The organism is Alkalihalobacterium chitinilyticum (assembly GCF_029028005.1).
GTDB lineage: Bacteria > Bacillota > Bacilli > Bacillales > Bacillaceae_F > Alkalihalobacterium > Alkalihalobacterium chitinilyticum.
The window spans coordinates 161880-180729 of sequence record NZ_JAOTPO010000009.1; the positions used below are offsets into that span (position 1 = coordinate 161880).

The 18850-nt window shown below is 36.4% G+C and carries 15 protein-coding genes; all 15 read left to right on the forward strand.

Annotated features, from left to right (window positions below; genetic code table 11):
• Positions 1 to 68 precede the first annotated feature (68 nt).
• The 15 genes from N7Z68_RS14180 (at position 69) to N7Z68_RS14255 (ending at position 18720) form a co-directional block, all read left to right on the forward strand.
• Entirely contained in the window at positions 69 to 1070 is a 1002-nt protein-coding gene (locus N7Z68_RS14180; protein WP_275119140.1) for an MBL fold metallo-hydrolase, read from the forward strand.
• A gap of 91 nt (positions 1071 to 1161) precedes the next feature.
• The gene (locus N7Z68_RS14185) at positions 1162 to 2196 is read left to right on the forward strand and encodes a phosphotransferase family protein (RefSeq protein WP_275119141.1); all 1035 of its coding nucleotides are present in this window, start codon (positions 1162 to 1164) and stop codon (positions 2194 to 2196) included.
• An 11-nt stretch (positions 2197 to 2207) separates the two neighbouring features.
• The gene (locus N7Z68_RS14190) at positions 2208 to 2666 is read left to right on the forward strand and encodes a hypothetical protein (protein ID WP_275119142.1); all 459 of its coding nucleotides are present in this window, start codon (positions 2208 to 2210) and stop codon (positions 2664 to 2666) included.
• Positions 2667 to 2952: 286 nt separating this feature from the next.
• Complete coding sequence (locus tag N7Z68_RS14195; protein ID WP_275119143.1) at positions 2953 to 5037, forward strand: sigma-54-dependent Fis family transcriptional regulator; 2085 nt, start codon at positions 2953 to 2955, stop codon at positions 5035 to 5037.
• Positions 5038 to 5376: 339 nt separating this feature from the next.
• Entirely contained in the window at positions 5377 to 6525 is a 1149-nt protein-coding gene (locus N7Z68_RS14200) for a thiolase family protein (protein ID WP_275119145.1), read from the forward strand.
• A gap of 58 nt (positions 6526 to 6583) precedes the next feature.
• A complete protein-coding gene (locus tag N7Z68_RS14205) occupies positions 6584 to 7351 on the forward strand; it encodes a 3-hydroxyacyl-CoA dehydrogenase (protein WP_275119146.1) in 768 nt (255 codons plus the stop codon).
• Positions 7352 to 7455: 104 nt separating this feature from the next.
• On the forward strand, positions 7456 to 8610 hold the full coding sequence (locus tag N7Z68_RS14210; protein WP_275119147.1) for an acyl-CoA dehydrogenase family protein: 1155 nt from the start codon (positions 7456 to 7458) through the stop codon (positions 8608 to 8610).
• Positions 8611 to 8737: 127 nt separating this feature from the next.
• Positions 8738 to 10252: a long-chain-fatty-acid--CoA ligase gene (locus N7Z68_RS14215; protein WP_275119148.1), complete on the forward strand. Its 1515-nt coding sequence runs from the start codon at positions 8738 to 8740 to the stop codon at positions 10250 to 10252.
• 318 nt (positions 10253 to 10570) lie between these two features.
• Positions 10571 to 12001: an MFS transporter gene (locus N7Z68_RS14220; RefSeq protein WP_275119149.1), complete on the forward strand. Its 1431-nt coding sequence runs from the start codon at positions 10571 to 10573 to the stop codon at positions 11999 to 12001.
• A 190-nt stretch (positions 12002 to 12191) separates the two neighbouring features.
• Positions 12192 to 12365: a hypothetical protein gene (locus N7Z68_RS14225; RefSeq protein WP_275119150.1), complete on the forward strand. Its 174-nt coding sequence runs from the start codon at positions 12192 to 12194 to the stop codon at positions 12363 to 12365.
• Positions 12366 to 12669: 304 nt separating this feature from the next.
• The gene (locus N7Z68_RS14230; protein ID WP_275119151.1) at positions 12670 to 14115 is read left to right on the forward strand and encodes a DEAD/DEAH box helicase; all 1446 of its coding nucleotides are present in this window, start codon (positions 12670 to 12672) and stop codon (positions 14113 to 14115) included.
• Positions 14116 to 14209: 94 nt separating this feature from the next.
• Positions 14210 to 14689: a DUF2203 family protein gene (locus tag N7Z68_RS14235; RefSeq protein WP_441296789.1), complete on the forward strand. Its 480-nt coding sequence runs from the start codon at positions 14210 to 14212 to the stop codon at positions 14687 to 14689.
• A gap of 531 nt (positions 14690 to 15220) precedes the next feature.
• On the forward strand, positions 15221 to 17218 hold the full coding sequence (locus tag N7Z68_RS14245) for an acetoacetate--CoA ligase (protein WP_275119153.1): 1998 nt from the start codon (positions 15221 to 15223) through the stop codon (positions 17216 to 17218).
• Between the two features lie 66 nt (positions 17219 to 17284).
• A complete protein-coding gene (locus N7Z68_RS14250) occupies positions 17285 to 18307 on the forward strand; it encodes a zinc-binding dehydrogenase (RefSeq protein WP_275119154.1) in 1023 nt (340 codons plus the stop codon).
• An 11-nt stretch (positions 18308 to 18318) separates the two neighbouring features.
• Entirely contained in the window at positions 18319 to 18720 is a 402-nt protein-coding gene (locus N7Z68_RS14255; protein ID WP_275119155.1) for a MerR family DNA-binding protein, read from the forward strand.
• Positions 18721 to 18850 lie beyond the last annotated feature (130 nt).

Below are 18850 nucleotides of genomic sequence, written 5' to 3' on the forward strand. Positions count from 1 at the left end.
ATATGAAACGGCTATACTACACCATTTTAGCTGGAGTTCAATACTGACTACTTGGAGGACGGAGTATAATGAAGAACAAACCTTTAAATAGGCAGAAATATTCAAAAGAAGTTAAAGAGGGATTGTATCAAATTGTTCTTCCAACTACTTTTCCTGTAGGGCCAGTGAATGTGTATTTAATTGAAGGTAACGCATTAACCTTAGTAGATACTGGCCCTAAAACGGATGAAGCTTGGGAGATACTTATTAAAGGTATAGAAGAAGTTGGTTATCAATTAATGGATATTCAACAAATTCTTATTACACATTACCATATTGATCACAGTGGACTTCTGGAACGTGTTAGAAAGGTTTCAGGTGCTCAAATACTCGGACATCCATTACTAGAACCATATATCGAGCTTAAGCCAGAATTTAATGAGTATCGTAATCAATTTTATTTTAAACTGTATAAAAGCTGTGGAGTACCACATGAATATCAGCATCATTTCGCTAGACAACAGAAACGGTTCCAACATTTATTCGATCCAAGCCAAGTAGACATTAAATTGGCACATCGACAGCAAGTACCAGGATTGGAAGATTGGCAAGTTCTATACACACCTGGTCATTCTCAAGATCATCTTTGCATTTACCGTAGACGTGACGGAGTCTTACTCGGCGGCGACCACATAATCGAACATATTTCATCGAATGCATTAATTGAACCACCACTTCATTCAACTAATGAACGACCACTGACATTAGTTCAATACCGGGCAGCACTTGAAATGTGTGCAGATGAAGATATACAAATAATCTTTACAGGTCATGGCGAACCCGTTACGAAGCACCGGCAATTAATACATGAACGATTGAAGAATAACTGGCTTCGGACAGAAAAAATTCGTCATCTGCTCGAAGATGGGCCTAAAACGGTGTATGAGCTTACGACATTACTTTTTCCTAGTATTTTTAAAAAAGAATTAAATTTGACGATATCAGAAACGATTGGACATCTTGATTTATTAACACTTCTCCATCAAGTAAAAGTCGAAGAGATTGAAGGCGTTTCTTATTATTCAATTTAGTATTGTGAATTAAGCTCTTACTTTTCATTCCTATTAGGAGAAAAAAGCCCTTTACTAGAATATTAGTAAGAAAGAGCGAGGAGGTAGTATTTTGGCTGAAGAAACTAAACAGGCAATCCAATTGTATTTTCAGAAGAAAATTTCAGAGGGTCAAAGTGTACAAATTACTGATTTCCACCAACCTTCAGCGGGTTGGTCAGATGAAGCATTTACTTTTACAGTTAATTGGGAACAAAATGGTGAAATGCACCAAAAAGGATTTGCAATTCGTAAACAAAATAAAGGTGGACTAATGACAGAGTATCAAGACTCGTATCAGCACTTTAAACTTTTAGACCGATTAAGTAAACATAGTGATTTACCTCTTCCAGGTGTTCATTGGTATGAAACAGATGAAGCGATTTTGGGCGGAACGTTTTTTGTGATGGATAAGCTACCAGGTAAAAGCTATGTTCCATGGTCAAAAGAAGGAAAACAGTTTTTTAAAAGAGCACATGAAGAAGGTGAGATACCACTACAATTCGTGCGTCATTTGGCAGATTTACATCTTCTTGATTATAAAGAAATAGGACTCACTGAAGATTTAGTCGAACCGAGTGGGAAATATGGGTATATTGACAGCAAAATCAATGAATTCGAAGAGATGTATGTTAAATATCTAATTAGTCCAGATCCGATAATGGTTGATGCACTAGAATGGTTAAAAGCCAATAAGCCAGCTGCACAAAGGTTATCGGTAGTTCACGGTGACTATAGATCAGGTAATCTTTTATATAGCAAAAACAAAATAACTGGAATACTAGATTGGGAAGCGACAGAAATCGGTGATCCAATGGCAGATGTTGCGTATGTATGTGCAAAATCAAATCGAATGGACTCGCCACTATTAAATTACTTGTTAGACAAGCAAATGTTTCTGAAGACGTACAGTGAGTATACAGGCTTATCGATTGATGAAAATGTCCTACACTATTATGAAGTTTTCCATCAAGTGCGATTTGTATTAATTTCTCAATCAGCAGGAACAGACTTTGCTAAATCGAAAACAAAAGATCTTCGAATGGCTCGGCAAGGTTTTCGTTGGCCATTAATGCGCGGGATACTAGCAGAATTGTTAGGATACTAGGAGGTGATTTAATGCTAGATAAATCATATACGTTTAAGACGACAACTGAAATTTTAAAAGAAGTCATTATCCCGAACATCAATAATAGTATGGCAAAAGAACAGGCAATTGCTCTAATTTCGGTGTTGAAGAACTTAGATATGCAAACCTCTCAAAATTTAAGTCCGAAAGAACAGTTAAATTCACTTATTCAAGAAACTCTATATGAATATATTCTAAAATTAAAAAACGACTCTATTAATTTTCAAACGGATGGACTAGCTGAACAGCTATTAGAAGAATTAAAAGAAACAGAGCTGATCGAAGATATCACTACTAAGTGGAACCGGTTAAATGAACTACAATGTAAACTCATTCGTGCTTTATATAAAGAAAATACGGTTAATGGGCATGTGGAATCCATGTATATTTTGCCGTTAAGACAAAAATTAAGGGAGCAGCTTAAAATTGAAATGGCTCTCGTTCGTTGAGGTTTGTTTCTTTTATCATTCTATTTTGGGTTCAATTCCTTGTCAGTTCCTTAACAGCACTTTGAAATATTACACATCATTATTAATTAATATACAACCCCTAGTTTGCGGTGAAACCAAATAAGGTGTTTAAAAAATGCTTTAAAAGGTCTTTAATTAAACCTTTTAAGGCATTTTTGCATTAATTGTCGGATTATTCTCACAAAATTATGGTAAAATTGAGGAAAGTGTCCTTGCTACACATAATTTGTACGTTGAAACAAGCATTAAAAAGGAGTAGATTAAATTGAATTCTGTAAAAAAGATTATGATTCCTGTTGATGAGTGTCTGACTCCTAATCACACTTTAAATGAAGCGATCAAATTTATGAAGAAAACAAAGTGGAATACCGTTCCAGTTACCGATCTTACGGGTAAACTAATAGGTGTTTTTACTCGTAGCTCTCTTTATCAAATGCTTTTATTAGAATTACAGCAAACGACGACGATTGCGAAATATATTAAAGAAGATATTGGAACAGTTACTCTTGATACTACTTTTGAGGAATTAGAAGAGTTCATTGAAATTAGTGAAGTTGGAACGGGGATTGTTATTGATGATTTTGGAAAACCAATCGGCCTTATTACGACTTCGTCAGCAGTTTTAAGTTTTTTACATAGTACACAATTATTAAAAGGTCAATTAGAGACGATTTTACAGACATCAAACTTAGGTGCGTTAATGACCAATGAGCAAGGGAGTATTATTTTTGTAAACGAAAAACTAACTAGAATGCTAAAACAACCAGAAGATCGTTTGTTATTTACCGATTTACAACAAATCATTCCGAAATATGAAAGTTCTAGCTTTAATAAAGATGTTCATTTTCGAATTAATATAGATTCCGACTACTTTGTCGTTCGGTTGTCCACTTATAATATGCCCAATGGAAAAAAAGGTTTCATCGCTCTTTTTCAAAATGTTTCAGAATTAGAGAACATGGCTCAGGAATTACAAACTGTGAAGAAGTGGAAAAGTATTTTACAAACTGTCATTGATAATGCTTACGATGGTTTAGTTATGATTAATGAAAATGGTGAGATTATTTTTATTAGCCCTTCACTTATTGAATTATTTGAACTTGATAATAAAACGATTGAAGGATCACCAGTAGATACTATCCTTCCGCATCTCGAATTAATTCCTACATTAAAAACAGGGGTTGCGGATATAAGTGATTTTATGGAGATTAAGGGAATTAACTATATGGTTCATCGAATTCCGGTATATCAAGATGATCAAATTATCGGTGTGATTGGAAAGATTGTTTACAGGCAATTACATGAAGTGCGCGAACGTTTTAGAAGATATGAAGACGTAGAAAAGAAGTTGCAAGTTTCAAGTAGAAAGACTGAGATGTCAAGATTTACTTTTAAAGAAATTCTTTCTCAAGACCCGCAAATGGAGAAACTGATGCGAAGTGGAATTAAAGCAGCAAAAGGACGGACAACTATTCTAATTCGTGGGGAAAGTGGAACAGGAAAAGAACTTTTTGCTCACGCTATTCATAGTTCTAGTTCTTCTGGAAAAGGTCCTTTTATTACAGTGAATTGCGCAGCAATACCTGAGCATTTACTGGAATCGGAGTTTTTCGGGTATGAGGAAGGCGCTTTTACTGGAGCTAAACAAAAGGGCAAAATGGGTAAATTTGATTTAGCCAATGGTGGCACCTTATTCCTAGATGAAGTCGGTGATATGTCCTTACAGCTTCAAGCCAAGCTTCTTCGAGTTTTACAAGAAAGAGAGTTTTATAGAGTTGGTGGAACAGAACGAATTGAGGTTAATGTTCGTATTATTGCTGCAACGAATCGATCGCTTGAAGAAATGGTTGAAAAAGGTGAGTTTCGAGAAGATCTATTTTATCGTCTAAACGTGATTTCATTTGAAATTCCACCACTTAGAAAGAGGAAAAAAGATATTTTATTGTTAAGTGAGTCGTTCATTGAAGAATTAAATAAACAAAATGGAACGAGTATTATAGGGTGGGACCCAATGGTGCAGCAAGCTATGATGGATTATGATTGGCCAGGTAATATCCGAGAATTGCGAAATGTGTGGGAACGAGCAATGGTCTTTTCAGAAAATGGAAATGTTCAACTTGTAGACTTACCTGATTACTTATTAAAGAAAGTCGGTTATGATCTATTAATTGAAGAAGAGGAGACAACAATACCAGAGCAATCTTTATTAGAAAAGGCTGAGCAAATTGCAATTCAAAAGGCGTTGATAAAATCTAATGGAAATAAGAGCCAAGCATGTAAGTTGTTAGGGATAAGCCGATCGGTTCTATATGATAAATTAAAAAAATATGAAGCGATTGAAGTTAATTAAGAGAAGGAAAATTGTACAACTATTAAGATATTTTCATATAATTTGATATTTACTGATAAGGATAACATTCAAACATTTAGTTTGTGTTATGCTTATCTTTTTTTGATTCATTAAATAGTATTCTCGAACATATTTAATTGTTATCCGGATTTAATAGAAAGGATTGTTGCGTCGTATGGAGACACTATTTTTTTAATAATGTTCAGTTTTCAGACAATGTGATTGTATAACGATAGTAAAAGACTCAAATAGTGGGTTTTTAAATATGGCATGATTTTTGCAATGGTAAGAATGTGAGAGTCATTTGATTAATTTTTACATTTTATAGGAGGAATGAAAATGAGAGAAGTGGTAATTGTAGAAGCAGTTCGAACACCTGTTGGAAAACGAAAAGGGCTATTAAGTACAGTTCGCCCTGATGATATGGCAGCGAAAGTACTAAAGGAATTAGTAAATCGTTCAGGAATTGAAGCATCTCTTGTTGAGGACGTTATTATGGGATGTGTTTCTCAAGTTGAAGAGCAAGGCTTGAATATTGCTAGGACTGCAGTTTTACAGGCGGATTTCCCAATTGGCGTACCTGGAACAACAATTGATCGTCAGTGTGGCTCAGGTCAACAGGCTGTCCATTTCGCAACACAGGCAATTGCGAGTGGAGATATGGATATTGTTATTGCTGGTGGAGTCGAAAGTATGTCCCGTGTACCAATGGGAGCTACTAGACAAAAGTCAGATTGGAGTAAAGAAGTAACTTCTCGCTACGAGATGATTCATCAAGGCTTATCCGCAGAACGGATTAGTGAAAAGTGGGGATATTCCCGTACACAATTAGATGAATTTTCATTAGAAAGTCATCGTAGAGCTCTACAAGCTCAGGAAGAAGGACGCTTTGATCGTGAAATTATGCCATTTGAAGTAACTCTTGAAGATGGTACAACAACAGTTGTAACACAAGATGAAGGTCCTCGGAAAGGAACATCTCTTGAGAAATTAGGTTCATTAAAACCTGCATTTTCTGAAAACGGTGTCATTCATGCCGGGAATGCGAGTCAAATGAGCGATGGTTCTGCAGCAATTCTCTTAATGTCAAAAGATAAAGCGCTTGAACTTGGTCTAAAACCCCGTTTCCGTGTAGTTGCTCGTAAAGTTGTAGGCTCAGATCCGACTTTAATGTTAACGGGTCCTATTGAAGCTACAAAACAAGTGTTAAATAAGGCGGGCTTAACAATAGACGATATAGATCTATATGAAGTAAATGAAGCGTTTGCACCTGTTCCAATGTGTTGGTTAGATGAAATAAAAGCCGACCCGGCAAAATTAAATGTAAACGGTGGAGCGATTGCATTAGGTCATCCATTAGGGGCGAGTGGTGCACGTGTCATGATTACTCTAATGCATGAGTTAGAAAGAACAGGCGGTCGATATGGCCTTCAAGCGATTTGTGAAGGTGGCGGAATGGCCAATGCTACGATTATTGAAAGAATTTAGGAAATAGATTAAAAGACTTAGGGTGTTTATTACAGTTTAAATTAGGAGGAATTAGTATATGAATTTGCAAGAAACAACAGCAATTGTTACTGGTGGAGCATCAGGTTTAGGAGAAGCGACAGTGAGAAATATTGTCGCAAACGGAGGAAGAGCAGCAATTTTTGACTTGTCTGAAGAAAACGGAAACCGTCTTGTTGAGGAATTAGGTGGAGATGTTATGTTTGTAAAAACAAATGTAACGGATGAGGAAAGTGTCCAAAGTGCACTAAATGAAGCAACACAAAAATTTGGTAGTTACAATGCTGTCGTAAACTGTGCAGGGATTGGACTTGCCGAAAAGACGGTCAGTCGAGGTCAAGCTCATGATTTAGATGGATTTGTCAAAGTAATTAATGTAAACCTTATTGGTACATTTAACGTTATTCGTCTGGCGGCTAAACAGATGGCGGACAATGAACCGAATGATAAAGGAGAGCGTGGTGTTATTATTAATACTGCTTCTGTTGCAGCTTTTGATGGGCAAATTGGTCAAGCAGCTTATAGTGCATCAAAGGGTGGCATTGTTGGTATGACATTACCGATCGCACGTGACCTATCTAAAAGCGGGATCCGTGTCGTAACGATTGCCCCAGGACTTTTTGAAACACCACTATTTAATGGATTACCCGAAGAAGCAAAAACGGCATTAGGTAAGCAAGTACCATTCCCGCCTAGATTAGGTGTACCGGAAGAATTCGGCCAGCTTGCTCAAGCCATTATTGAAAATCCAATGCTAAACGGAGAAACGATTCGCTTAGATGGCGCAATTCGTATGCAACCAAAATAAGTAGGAAGTTAGCTTAATAAAATAACAGGGCCATTCAATTCGTTTATGGAAGCTAAATCATTTCATATGAATGGCCCTAAATAATTAAATGGAGAGGTGTCATTATGTCCAAACCTTACTTAACAGAAGAACATGAAATATTTAGAAAGTCATTAAGAAAATATTTAGAAAAGCAAGTAATCCCCAATTTCGAGGACTGGGAAGAAGCGAGACAAGTACCAAGAACCTATTGGAAACAGCTAGGAGAACAAGGTTTCCTATGTCCATGGCTCGATGAAGAATATGGTGGCATGAATGCTGATTTTGGTTATTCTGTTGTTTTTACTGAAGAGCTAGAAAAAGTCGGTGCAGGTATCGGTGGTCCTGGCCTCCATAATGATATTGTTATGCCATACATTGATTCTTATGGATCAAAGGAGCAAAAGCAAAGATGGTTACCACGGAGTGTAACTGGGGAAATGATCTCTTCCATTGCCATGACAGAACCAGGAACTGGTTCCGATTTAGCGGCTATTAAAACAACTGCTGTGAGAGATGGAGATCATTATGTGATAAATGGTGAAAAAACGTTTATAACGAACGGATATTCAACAAATTTCATCGTTGTTGTTTGTAAAACAGACACCAATGTCAATCCTCCTCATAAAGGTATTAGTCTTATTATTGTAGATACAATTGATGGTGAAGTTCCTGGATTTAAAAAAGGGAAAAAACTTAGAAAGGTTGGCCAACATACATCCGATACAGCAGAATTAATCTTTGAAGATGTAAGGGTTCCTGTGGAGAACTTACTTGGCGAAGAAGGAAAAGGCTTCTATTACTTGATGGATAAACTTCAACAAGAGAGGTTAATGGTAGCTATTGGAGCAATAACTTCAGCCGAAAGAATGTTAGAAATCACGATCGATTATGTCAAACAACGTAAAGCTTTTGGTAAACCTATTAGTAAATTCCAAAATACTCAATTTAAAATTGCTGAAATGGCAACAGAAATTGAAATAGGACGGACGTTTGTTGATAATTTAATCGTTAAGCATATGGCAGGGGAAGACGTTGTAACAGAAGTTTCGATGGCAAAATGGTGGGTTACAGATCTGGCGAAAAAGATGGCTGGAGAATGTATGCAACTTCATGGTGGTTACGGTTATATGGAAGAGTACGAGATTGCTAGAAGGTACCGTGACATTCCAGTTTCAACAATTTATGCAGGTACAAATGAGATTATGAAACAGATTATTGCGAAAAATATGGGGCTATGATAGGCACAGCATTATGAAAACACTCTAATTATTTGCTGCTTTGACACTAGAATTTGAGAGTAGAACATTGCTTAGGATTGGAGAGAACCTTACCTTCACATAATAGTTTTTAATAGGGGGAAACAGAATGAATGTTGTGAATATGCTCGTTGATACAGCAGATCGTTTACCTGAAAAAACCGCCATTGTATACAAAAGCGAAAAGTGGAGTTATAGACAATTGAAGGAATTAGTGTTTAAGGCAGCGAATGGTTTAAGGACGAGTGGTATAAAAGAAAATATGCATGTAGGATTGATGATGACAAACCGTCTAGAGTATGTGGTTTCTTATTTTGCAGCTTTAGCCGTTGGGGCCGCGGTAGTCCCTATCAATCCGCAGTTTAAGGAAAAAGAGTTAACGTATGTGTTAAATGATTCGGATGCATCAGCCCTTATTTACGAACACTATTTTGCAGAAACGGTATTAAATGCGAAAGATGGTTTTAAATCTGTTAATAATCTCATTTCTTTTTATGGTAAAGGTAACGATAAGTGCGAGTGGTCTAAATTATTGGACTGTGAACCGATCAACCAACCGAGCGAAAGACATGAGAATGATACAGCACAAATTATTTATACCTCTGGTACAACTGGTCATCCAAAAGGTGCTATGATTACACATGATAACGTATTATGGATGACGAATACAGTTACGGAAGTCCAAGAAACGAGTGAGACAGATAAAATAGTCGTCGTCTTACCACTATTCCATGCTTATGCAAAAGTTGCTTGTTTATTATGTGGAATTTATAAAGGGGCAACTGCGTATTTAGAAGACCGTTTTATTCCTGATTTAATGCTAGAAATGATTGATCGTGAGAAAATAACGGTTTTCCCTGGTGTACCTACAATGTTTACAATGTTTGTCCACTCTCCAAAGCTGAAAGACTATGACTATTCTTCACTAAGAATTTTTGGATCTGGTGGTGCTAGTATCCCAGTTGAAATCATTGATCGTATTAAGAAGGAAATTGGCGTAGCAATGCTTGAAGGCTATGGTCAGACTGAATCTACGGTAATGATTACTTGTCAACCGCTTCACGGTGAAAAGCTTGTCGGGTCAGTTGGAATTCCAGTTCCTGGTTTGGATCTTCGTATTGTGACGGCAGATGACAAGGATGTTCCACAAGGTGAAGTAGGAGAAATTATTTTCCGTGGACGTAACGCTATGAAAGGATATTATAATAGACCAGAAGCAACGAAAGAGACCATTCGCGACGGTTGGGTTTATACTGGCGATTTAGGTTATCAGGACGAGGATGGAAACTTATTTATTGTAGACCGGAAGAAAGATATGATTATACGTGGAGGTTACAACGTATACCCACGTGAAATAGAAGAAGTGCTATATGCTCATCCAGATATTATTGAATGTGCAGTAATCGGTGAGGCTAATGAAGTATTTGGAGAAGAAATTGTAGCGTATGTCGTTACCAAAAATGAATTGTTAGAAGAGGAACTCTCTTCATATTGCAAAAAGAATATGGCTAATTATAAAGTTCCTAGAATCTTTAGGTTTATTGAAGAACTGCCCAAGACAGCTACAGGAAAGATTCTGAAAACGCCTTTGAGAAAAAATCAAGAATCACGAAATACTAAGTGATCATAGTAAAGAATTGTTGCCGTTTTATTTTGTAGTCTTAAAGAATAGTCTATTAAAGACCAATATACGTATTACTTAGTGATGGGGAGCAAAAGATTAAACCCATTTGCAATTATTTATCTGATTAAAACTTTTTTTATATTTTATTATTATTTAGCTCATCACTAAGCAATATGTTAATCATATTATAGATATGTTGATCAAAACTATATAGGGAGTGTTTTAAAGTAATTGATAGTAAACTATATATTTGCTATCAATTTGCTATAGGGTGATAGCTGATGTCTATCAGTCTATTAAAGGAGTTGTAGGATAGAAATGAACAACAATATTTCTAAAAAACAATATATTATTTCTGAATCAGAAAAGAAAAAGCTGATTAGTTTGTTATGTATTTTGTTATTGTTTTCAATTATGAATTCGACGATGTTTATGGTTTCTGTACCTGATATCGCTTTTTATTTTGATCTCTTACCTTCACAAGTAAGTTGGGTGGTTACAGGGTATATTATTTTATACTCAATTGGTGCTTTGTTATATGGGAAGTTAGGTGATATTTTTCCGATTAAAAATCTATTAACATTTGGCATTGCTTTATTTGTTTTAGGATCAATATTTGGCTTCTTTTCACCCAATTATTTGATGGTTGTCATATCAAGAATGATCCAAGCTTGTGGTGCTGCTGCAATTATTGCAATTGTTTTTGTCATTCCATCTCGGTATTTTCCTCATGAGAAAGGTCAGATGCTTGGTATCTTATCTTCTGCAATGGCATTTGGTGCTGGTTTGGGCCCAGTACTCGGCGGATTTATTGCAGGTTTTTTAGATTGGCATTATATATTTCTTTTTTCTTTTGTTGTTGTTTTGACTTTGCCTTTTATCCGTGTTCTATTGCCGAAAGAAGAGAAGAAAAGTGGTAAACCTGATGTCATTGGAGCAATATTAATGGCTGCAGGTGTCGCTTTATTTATTTTATTTATTACAACGTTTAATTGGATTTACTTTTTATTAAGTACTTTAATTATTGGCTCGTTCTTCTGGTGGATTTTTCATTATAAACATCCGTTAATTTTACCTGAGATGTTTAAGAATAAAGTCTTTCGGCTTACAGTCCTAACTAGCTTTTTCGGGACTTTAATTATGTTTAGTAATTTATTTATTTTGCCTTTACTATTAAGAGAAGTGCATAGTTTGAGTACGATACAAATTGGATTAGTCTTGTTTCCCGGCGCAATCCTTGGTGCGTTTGTTGGACGTGTAGCCGGAGGGTTTACTGATCGCTTTGGGAGTCATTCGGTTGGTTATTTTGCAATTACTTTAATATTAATTGGTTCGTTCCTTCTTTCGAGCTTTGTCGGTTTTGCCCCTTGGATTATTAGTTTAATATTTAGTATCAATTTTATTGCGTTCCCAATTTTTCAAACGTCGATGGCTAATTTAATTTCATCAGTTCTACCAGATGACCAAATGGGTGTTGGAATGGGGATATACAATCTAGGGAACTTACTGTCTGGAGCAGTAGGTGGTGCGATCATTGGTAGAATTTTAGATTATTCATTTATCGGTATTTCATTAAATCCGTTTATTGAAAGTATTGGTATCGTCGTAGTGTACAGTAATATTTTTGTCGGGATGGCTCTGCTTACGATCTTTATTGGTCTCTATTTTTATCTCTCTAATCGTAAACACCAAATGTTGTTACTTAGAGATGATGTGCAGTTTGAACCCATTTCATATAAAAACGATTAGTCGCCTAAGTATTATTATAGTAATGTAGATCGCAATGTATAACAGAAAATAAAGAAAATTCTAAAAAATAAAGGATTTCTCACCTAAACATAGAATTAATAAGCTATAGAAAGGTATTAAGCGTTTTCATGTTTATCCTGTAAAAGATAATTCCAGGTACGTAAAAATAATTTTATCTAGGGAGGAAATTATGAGCATGGTTCGAAAAAGCGGAATTTATGAGAACATTAGTAAAAGAAGATGGGAATATTGGTTAGTGAAGAACAGTGATATAAAAATTATGGTTTCTTGGTTACAATGGGGGTCTTCAGAAGAAGAATACAAAAAATGGGAAGAGAACTGTCTTATTTCGAAAGTTGGATAATTTAAAAGATATTTTGTTAGGTGAAAGGCTTACTTAAAAAATCGCAATTGGCGATCATTTAAGTAAGCCTTTTTATGTCATAATTGACAAATTCTTTGAGTTAGATTAAATAATCTATTAGTAGATTACTAATGATCCTGGGACATTCTCTACTATCCTACACTTAACCTCAAATTATTCGTTTCTCGCCATTACCCATATACCTTGCACTGCCGATGGCGAAAGCGTATGATTTATCAAAGAAAGATTATTACTTTATTTTGATAGGGAATACTTAAACAAAAAACATAAATGAGGTTTTTAAATGAGTCATAATAATTTTCAAAATTATAAATTGAGTACGGATATTACTCGAGCGTTGAGTAGTTTGGAATATAACCTTCCGACTGAAGTGCAACGAAAGGTCATACCTATTGCATTAAAAAAATGCGATCTGGTTGTTAAATCACAAACAGGGAGTGGGAAAACAGCAGCCTTTAGTATCCCAATTTGTGAGCTCATTGATTGGGAGGAAAACAAGCCTCAAGCTCTAGTTCTTACACCGACGAGAGAACTTGCAGTACAGGTTACAGAAGATATGACGAATATAGGGCGTTATAAACGAATTAAAGCAAATGCAATTTATGGAAAGCAATCTTTTGCTAGACAAAAGTTAGAATTGAAGCAAAAAAACCATGTCGTTGTCGGAACACCAGGACGAGTATTAGATCATATTCAAAAAGGTACACTTTCGTTGGAACGTTTAAATTTTTTAGTAGTAGATGAAGCAGATGAGATGTTAAATATGGGCTTTATCGACCAAGTAGAAGCGATTATTACTGAACTTCCTACTGCGCGTGTTACAATGCTTTTTTCTGCAACGTTACCGCCAGATATTGAAAGTCTCTGCCGAAAATACATGAAAGATCCTGTTCACATAGAAATACAAGCAACAGGTCTTACAACTGAAAAGATTGATCACTTTCTTTTCGAAGTTACAGAAGAAGACAAATTAGCTGTCCTGAGAGATTTAACGATCGTAGAAAATCCAGATAGTTGTATTATTTTTGGTAGTACTCAAAATCAAGTCGATGATTTGTATAAGGATCTCAGACGTTACGGTTACAGTTGTGAAAGAATTCATGGTGGAATGACCCAAGAAGACCGATTCTCTGTGATGAATGATTTTAAAAAAGGGAGGTTTAGGTACTTAATCGCTACAAATGTTGCTGCACGAGGTATTGATATTGATAATATTACGCATGTAATTAACTATGACCTACCGTTAGAGAAAGAAAGCTATGTACATCGAACAGGGAGAACAGGTCGTGCAGGAAAAACAGGTAAAGCATTTACCCTTTTAACTCCTGGTGAGCAAAAAGACTTAGAAGTTATTGAAGCATACATTGGTTTTGAAATAACAAAGCTATCTGTCCCTTCAAAGGAAGAGGTAGCAAGAAAAAGAGTTGCATTTGAGAGAAAGAACAAGGATCAACCAACATTCAAAAAAGATAAAAGTGCTAATTTGAACAAAGGAATTATGAAACTTTATTTTAATGGTGGCAAGAAAAAGAAAATAAGAGCAGTCGATTTGGTAGGAACGATTTCTAAAATACCCGGTGTTACTGCAGATGATATCGGGGTCATTACGATCCAAGAAACATCGTCATTTGTTGATATTTTAAATGGAAAAGGTCCCATCGTATTAAGAGCAATGAAAAATACAACGATTAAAGGCAAACAGTTAAAAGTTCATCCAGCCAAGGAGTAATGACAAATTAATACTGAGTAATAAGGCAGGAAATTGTTCTTTATTTAACGAAGGTATTAATATGGAACCATAAGAGCAATTAGAGGAGGTAGAGATGGAGAAAAAATATTTTACAATAGAAGAAGCTAACGAATTACTACCATTATTAGAAGTGGAATTAACAACCTTACAACAAATACAAACAACCTTCCAATTGAAAATCAAACAATTAAAAGAATTGAAAGCTAGTCGTGATCATCAACGACCTGAACAAGGGATTTTCACACTAGAAAGCGAGCTGGAGTTTTTACAAATGGAGGCCAATCTCCACCTACGGAACATTGAGTCAAAAGGAGTTCAGTTAAAGGGAATTGATTTAGGGTTACTTGATTTCCTGCAATACTTAATGGGGAAGAAGTCCTTCTTTGTTGGAAACAAGGTGAGTCAAGAATTACCCACTATCATGGTCAGCATGAAGGATTTTCTGGGAGAAAGCCAATCAACTAAAGGTTTATTGCATATGGGGAGGTGGAATGATGGATTTAACAGCCATTTTAGGAATGGGATACGACAGCTTACTAGATGCGAGTGTTGATAAAAGCCCTGACGAGGTCGTTGTTACAAAAGATGATCAAACATTTTATATAGTCTCACAAAGTAACCATGAACAAACACTAGCATCTTTGGGATATAAAATAGTAGTCAACACAGGAGAGTAGTCATGACTCTCCTTTTTATTTAATTTGAATTAGGGCACCTGTACGAAATTGAAGTGATTTTGGACAACGACTGTTAATAAAATGTTTGAAAAACATACATGTCAGTTTTTTCATGTGTTTAAAAGCCCTGTTATAATGTGTTTTTTTTCAACCGAATGTCTTGGCATGAAATATGCAAATATAAATTAGACTTTTTTACGGGAAAACTTTAGAGGTTGTTTCTAAACTTTGTTGTTTGGAACGTTTTTTGCAAAAACAATGTAGAGTTAAGCAGCCACTTTACCTAGCTAACTGTCCAAAAGTATATAGCAGAAAATTTTTGAGAAGAGAGCCAACCGTAGACATTTTTGCTGAATTAAATCTTCACTCAACAATAACAGAGCTTACATTAAAAGGAGAGGGTCGTTGTGAAACATTTTTCTGAAGGTGAAATCATATGGCAACCATCAAAAGAAAAGGTTGAAAGTTCAGTCATGTTTAAATATATGAAATGGCTGAAAGATAAAAAAGGATTGAAGTTTGGGGATTACAATGATTTATGGAAGTGGTCTGTTGATGAACTTGAAGATTTTTGGGGGTCGATCTGGGAGTTTTGTGATATAAAAGCAACTCAACCATATAACCAAGTGTTAGCTGAGCGAAAAATGCCCGAAACTCGATGGTTTGAAGGGGCGAGGTTAAATTATGCTGAAAACATATTTTCTAAGTATCAAGCCGATCGAGTAGCTATTTACTTTCGCTCAGAGCATATCCGCAGGCGCGAGTTGAGCTGGAAAGAACTGAGTGAAAAAGTAGCCTCTGTTGCTCATTCATTAAAGCAAATGGGAGTAAAGCGGGGGGATCGAGTCGTTGCCTACTTGCCAAATGTCCCTGAAACGGTGATTGCTTTTCTAGCGGCTGCGAGTATCGGAGCGATTTGGTCAAGTTGTTCTCCTGATTTCGGTTCTAGAAGTGTCATCGATCGATTTAAACAAATTGAGCCTGTCGTTTTATTTGCTATAGATAGTTATCAATATAATGGGAAAACGTTCGATAAAACCTCAGTGGTTTCTGAGATGCAAAAAGAGTTGCCATCAATTAAACATACCATTTTGGTTCCATACAAAGGACAGGCTGCAATCGAGAACAAATTAGGAGATGTGATCCCTTGGGAGCAGCTATTAAAAGAAAAGGCTGAACTAACTTTTGAAAGCGTTTCATTCGATCACCCTTTATGGATTCTCTATTCTTCAGGAACTACGGGAATGCCTAAGCCGATCGTTCAAGGACATGGCGGTATTTTAGTAGAACACCTTAAGTCAACGTTAATTCATCAAGACCTTTCTCCAGATGACGCAGTTTTCTGGTTTACTTCAACAGGGTGGGTGATGTGGAATTTGCTCATCGGCGGGTTGCTAGCGGGGTCAACGATCGTCCTTTATGATGGAAGTCCGTCATACCCAAGTATGGATACTTTATGGGAATTAGCTGAAGATGCAAACGTAACGTTTTTTGGCACGAGTGCTCCCTTCTTATTAAACTGTCAAAAATTAAATGTAAAACCAAAACAAAAATATAATCTATTAAACTTAAAATCGCTTTGCTCTACTGGCGCCCCTTTGTCCGATATCGGGTATTTATGGGTATACGAAAATGTTAAAAATGATATTTGGTTAAGTTCGTCGAGTGGTGGTACTGATATATGTACCGGATTTGTTGGTGGCATTCCGACTTTACCTGTTCGAGTCGGTGAGATCCAAGGGCCTGCCTTAGGAGTTCATGCTGAGGCATATGATGAGGATGGGAACTCATTAACGAACCAAGTAGGTGAATTGGTGATCACGAAACCAATGCCATCGATGCCACTATTTTTCTGGAACGACCATGATAACCAAAGGTATTTTAATAGTTATTTTGACACTTACCCTGGGGTATGGAAACATGGAGATTGGATTAAATTCGATGATAAGAGAAGTTGCATCATTTATGGACGATCTGACTCAACTATAAACCGATCTGGCGTTCGAACGGGTACGAGTGATATTTACCGCGTTGTAGAAGTGTTGGACGAAGTGATGGAAAGTCTAGTAATTGATTTAGAAGTTCTCGGGCGTGACTCGTCATTATTACTATTCGTTGTTCTAAATCCAAAAACGCACTTGGATGCTCAATTGGTTACAAAAATAAGAGAACAAATACGTAAGCACGTATCGCCCCGTTTTATGCCAGATAACGTATACGCAGTAGAACAAATCCCGAAGACATTGAATGGAAAGAAAATGGAAGTTCCAATTCGGAAAATGTTATTAGGGTTTGAAATGGAGAAAGTCGTGAATCCGGATTCAATGAGTAATCCAGAATCGCTACAGTTTTTCAAAGGTTTATCCGCATCATTGATGGAAAAGCATAAGGAAAAATTATTTTAATAAGTGGCTCTGTTTTTCAGAAAATATTGTTTAATAGTTTTAGAATTATTTAAAGGAGGATAAAAAATGAAAGCGATTGTTTTAAAAGATTTAATAAAACCAGGTTCGAAACAAAAAGCAGAATTATTTTATGAGGAAGTACCTACTCCAAAGCCAGGAAAAGGAGAAATTTTAGTTCGTCTTCGCACTGCTGCATTAAACCGTCGTGATATATTTATTCGTTATGGAATGTACCCAGGCATTCAAGTTCCTTCTATACCAGGGTCTGATGGGGCTGGTGTAATTGCTGAAGTAGGTGAAGGTGTTGAAGGATTTGAAGCAGGTAATGAAGTTGTAATTAATCCATCGATGGATTGGGGTGAGAACCCAGCATTCCCCAACCCAACTTTTAGTGTGTTAGGGGTGCCGATTGATGGCACATATGCTCAATATATTAAAATACCAGCTGAGAATGTATTTCATAAACCAGACTACTTATCATGGGAAGCAGCAGCTGCCCTTCCACTAGCAGGACTTACAGCGTACCGTGCAGTTGTGACGAAAGGAAATGTTAAAGAAGGAGACACGGTAATCATTCCTGGAATCGGTGGTGGAGTGGCAACTTTTGCACTGCAAATTGCTGCAGCTAAGGGAGCAAACGTATTTGTCACTTCAAGTAGTGAAGAAAAAATCGCTAAGGCTATCGAGTTAGGTGCTGCTGGAGGAGTAAACTATCGCTCAGAAAACTGGGTAAAGGAATTAAAGAAGATATCTGGTGGTGGCGACCTATCAATCGACAGTATTGGTGGAGACACTTTCAATGACTTGATCAATCTTGCTAAGCCTGGTGGAAGAATTGTTTCTTTTGGGGCAACTTTAGGTCCAGTCAATAATTTAGTCATGCCACGCGTGTTTTTTAAGCAACTTCACATTATGGGTTCAACAATGGGAACACCAGAAGAGTTTGGCGAAATGCTCGCGCTATATAAAAAGAATAAAATCCAACCAGTCGTAGATCAAGTATTTCCATTGGAACAGGTCAACGAAGCACACTTACAAATGGAACAAGGCAGTCAGTTTGGAAAAATAGTTCTAACCATACCTGAATAAAGCTAGGAGAAATGATGGAAAGAAAAGAAAAGTACTCCATAAGTGAAATTGCATCAATGTTTGACATTACTTCGAGAACGATCCGCTATTATGAGCAGGTTGGCCTGTTGAAGTCTGAAGAGAGGGAAGGACCTACTCACCAACGGTATTTTACGGATAGTGAGCGTCGGCGTCTTAAGTTGATTTTACGTGGTAAACGTCAAGGATTTAAATTAGAGGAAATTAAAGAAATGATTGATCTTTATGAGTCTAATCCGACGGGTGAAAAGGAAAGACAGCGTATTTTACAATATGCCGATGAGAAAATTGCTGAAATTACAGAAAAAATACATGAATTAGAAATGATGAGGGCCGAGATTGAAATGCACCGGCAACGATTCCTAGAGGAGAAAGACAACGAGCAAAAGGGTTAATGTCATTTTATGTGAATTAGAGCTTTCCTTTTAAGAAGTTGATACTGACTTAAAAGAGAAAGTTCTTTTATTTTCGAATTGACCACACAACTAATAAAGAATATTTTGACAAATATAAAGGTGAGTGTTA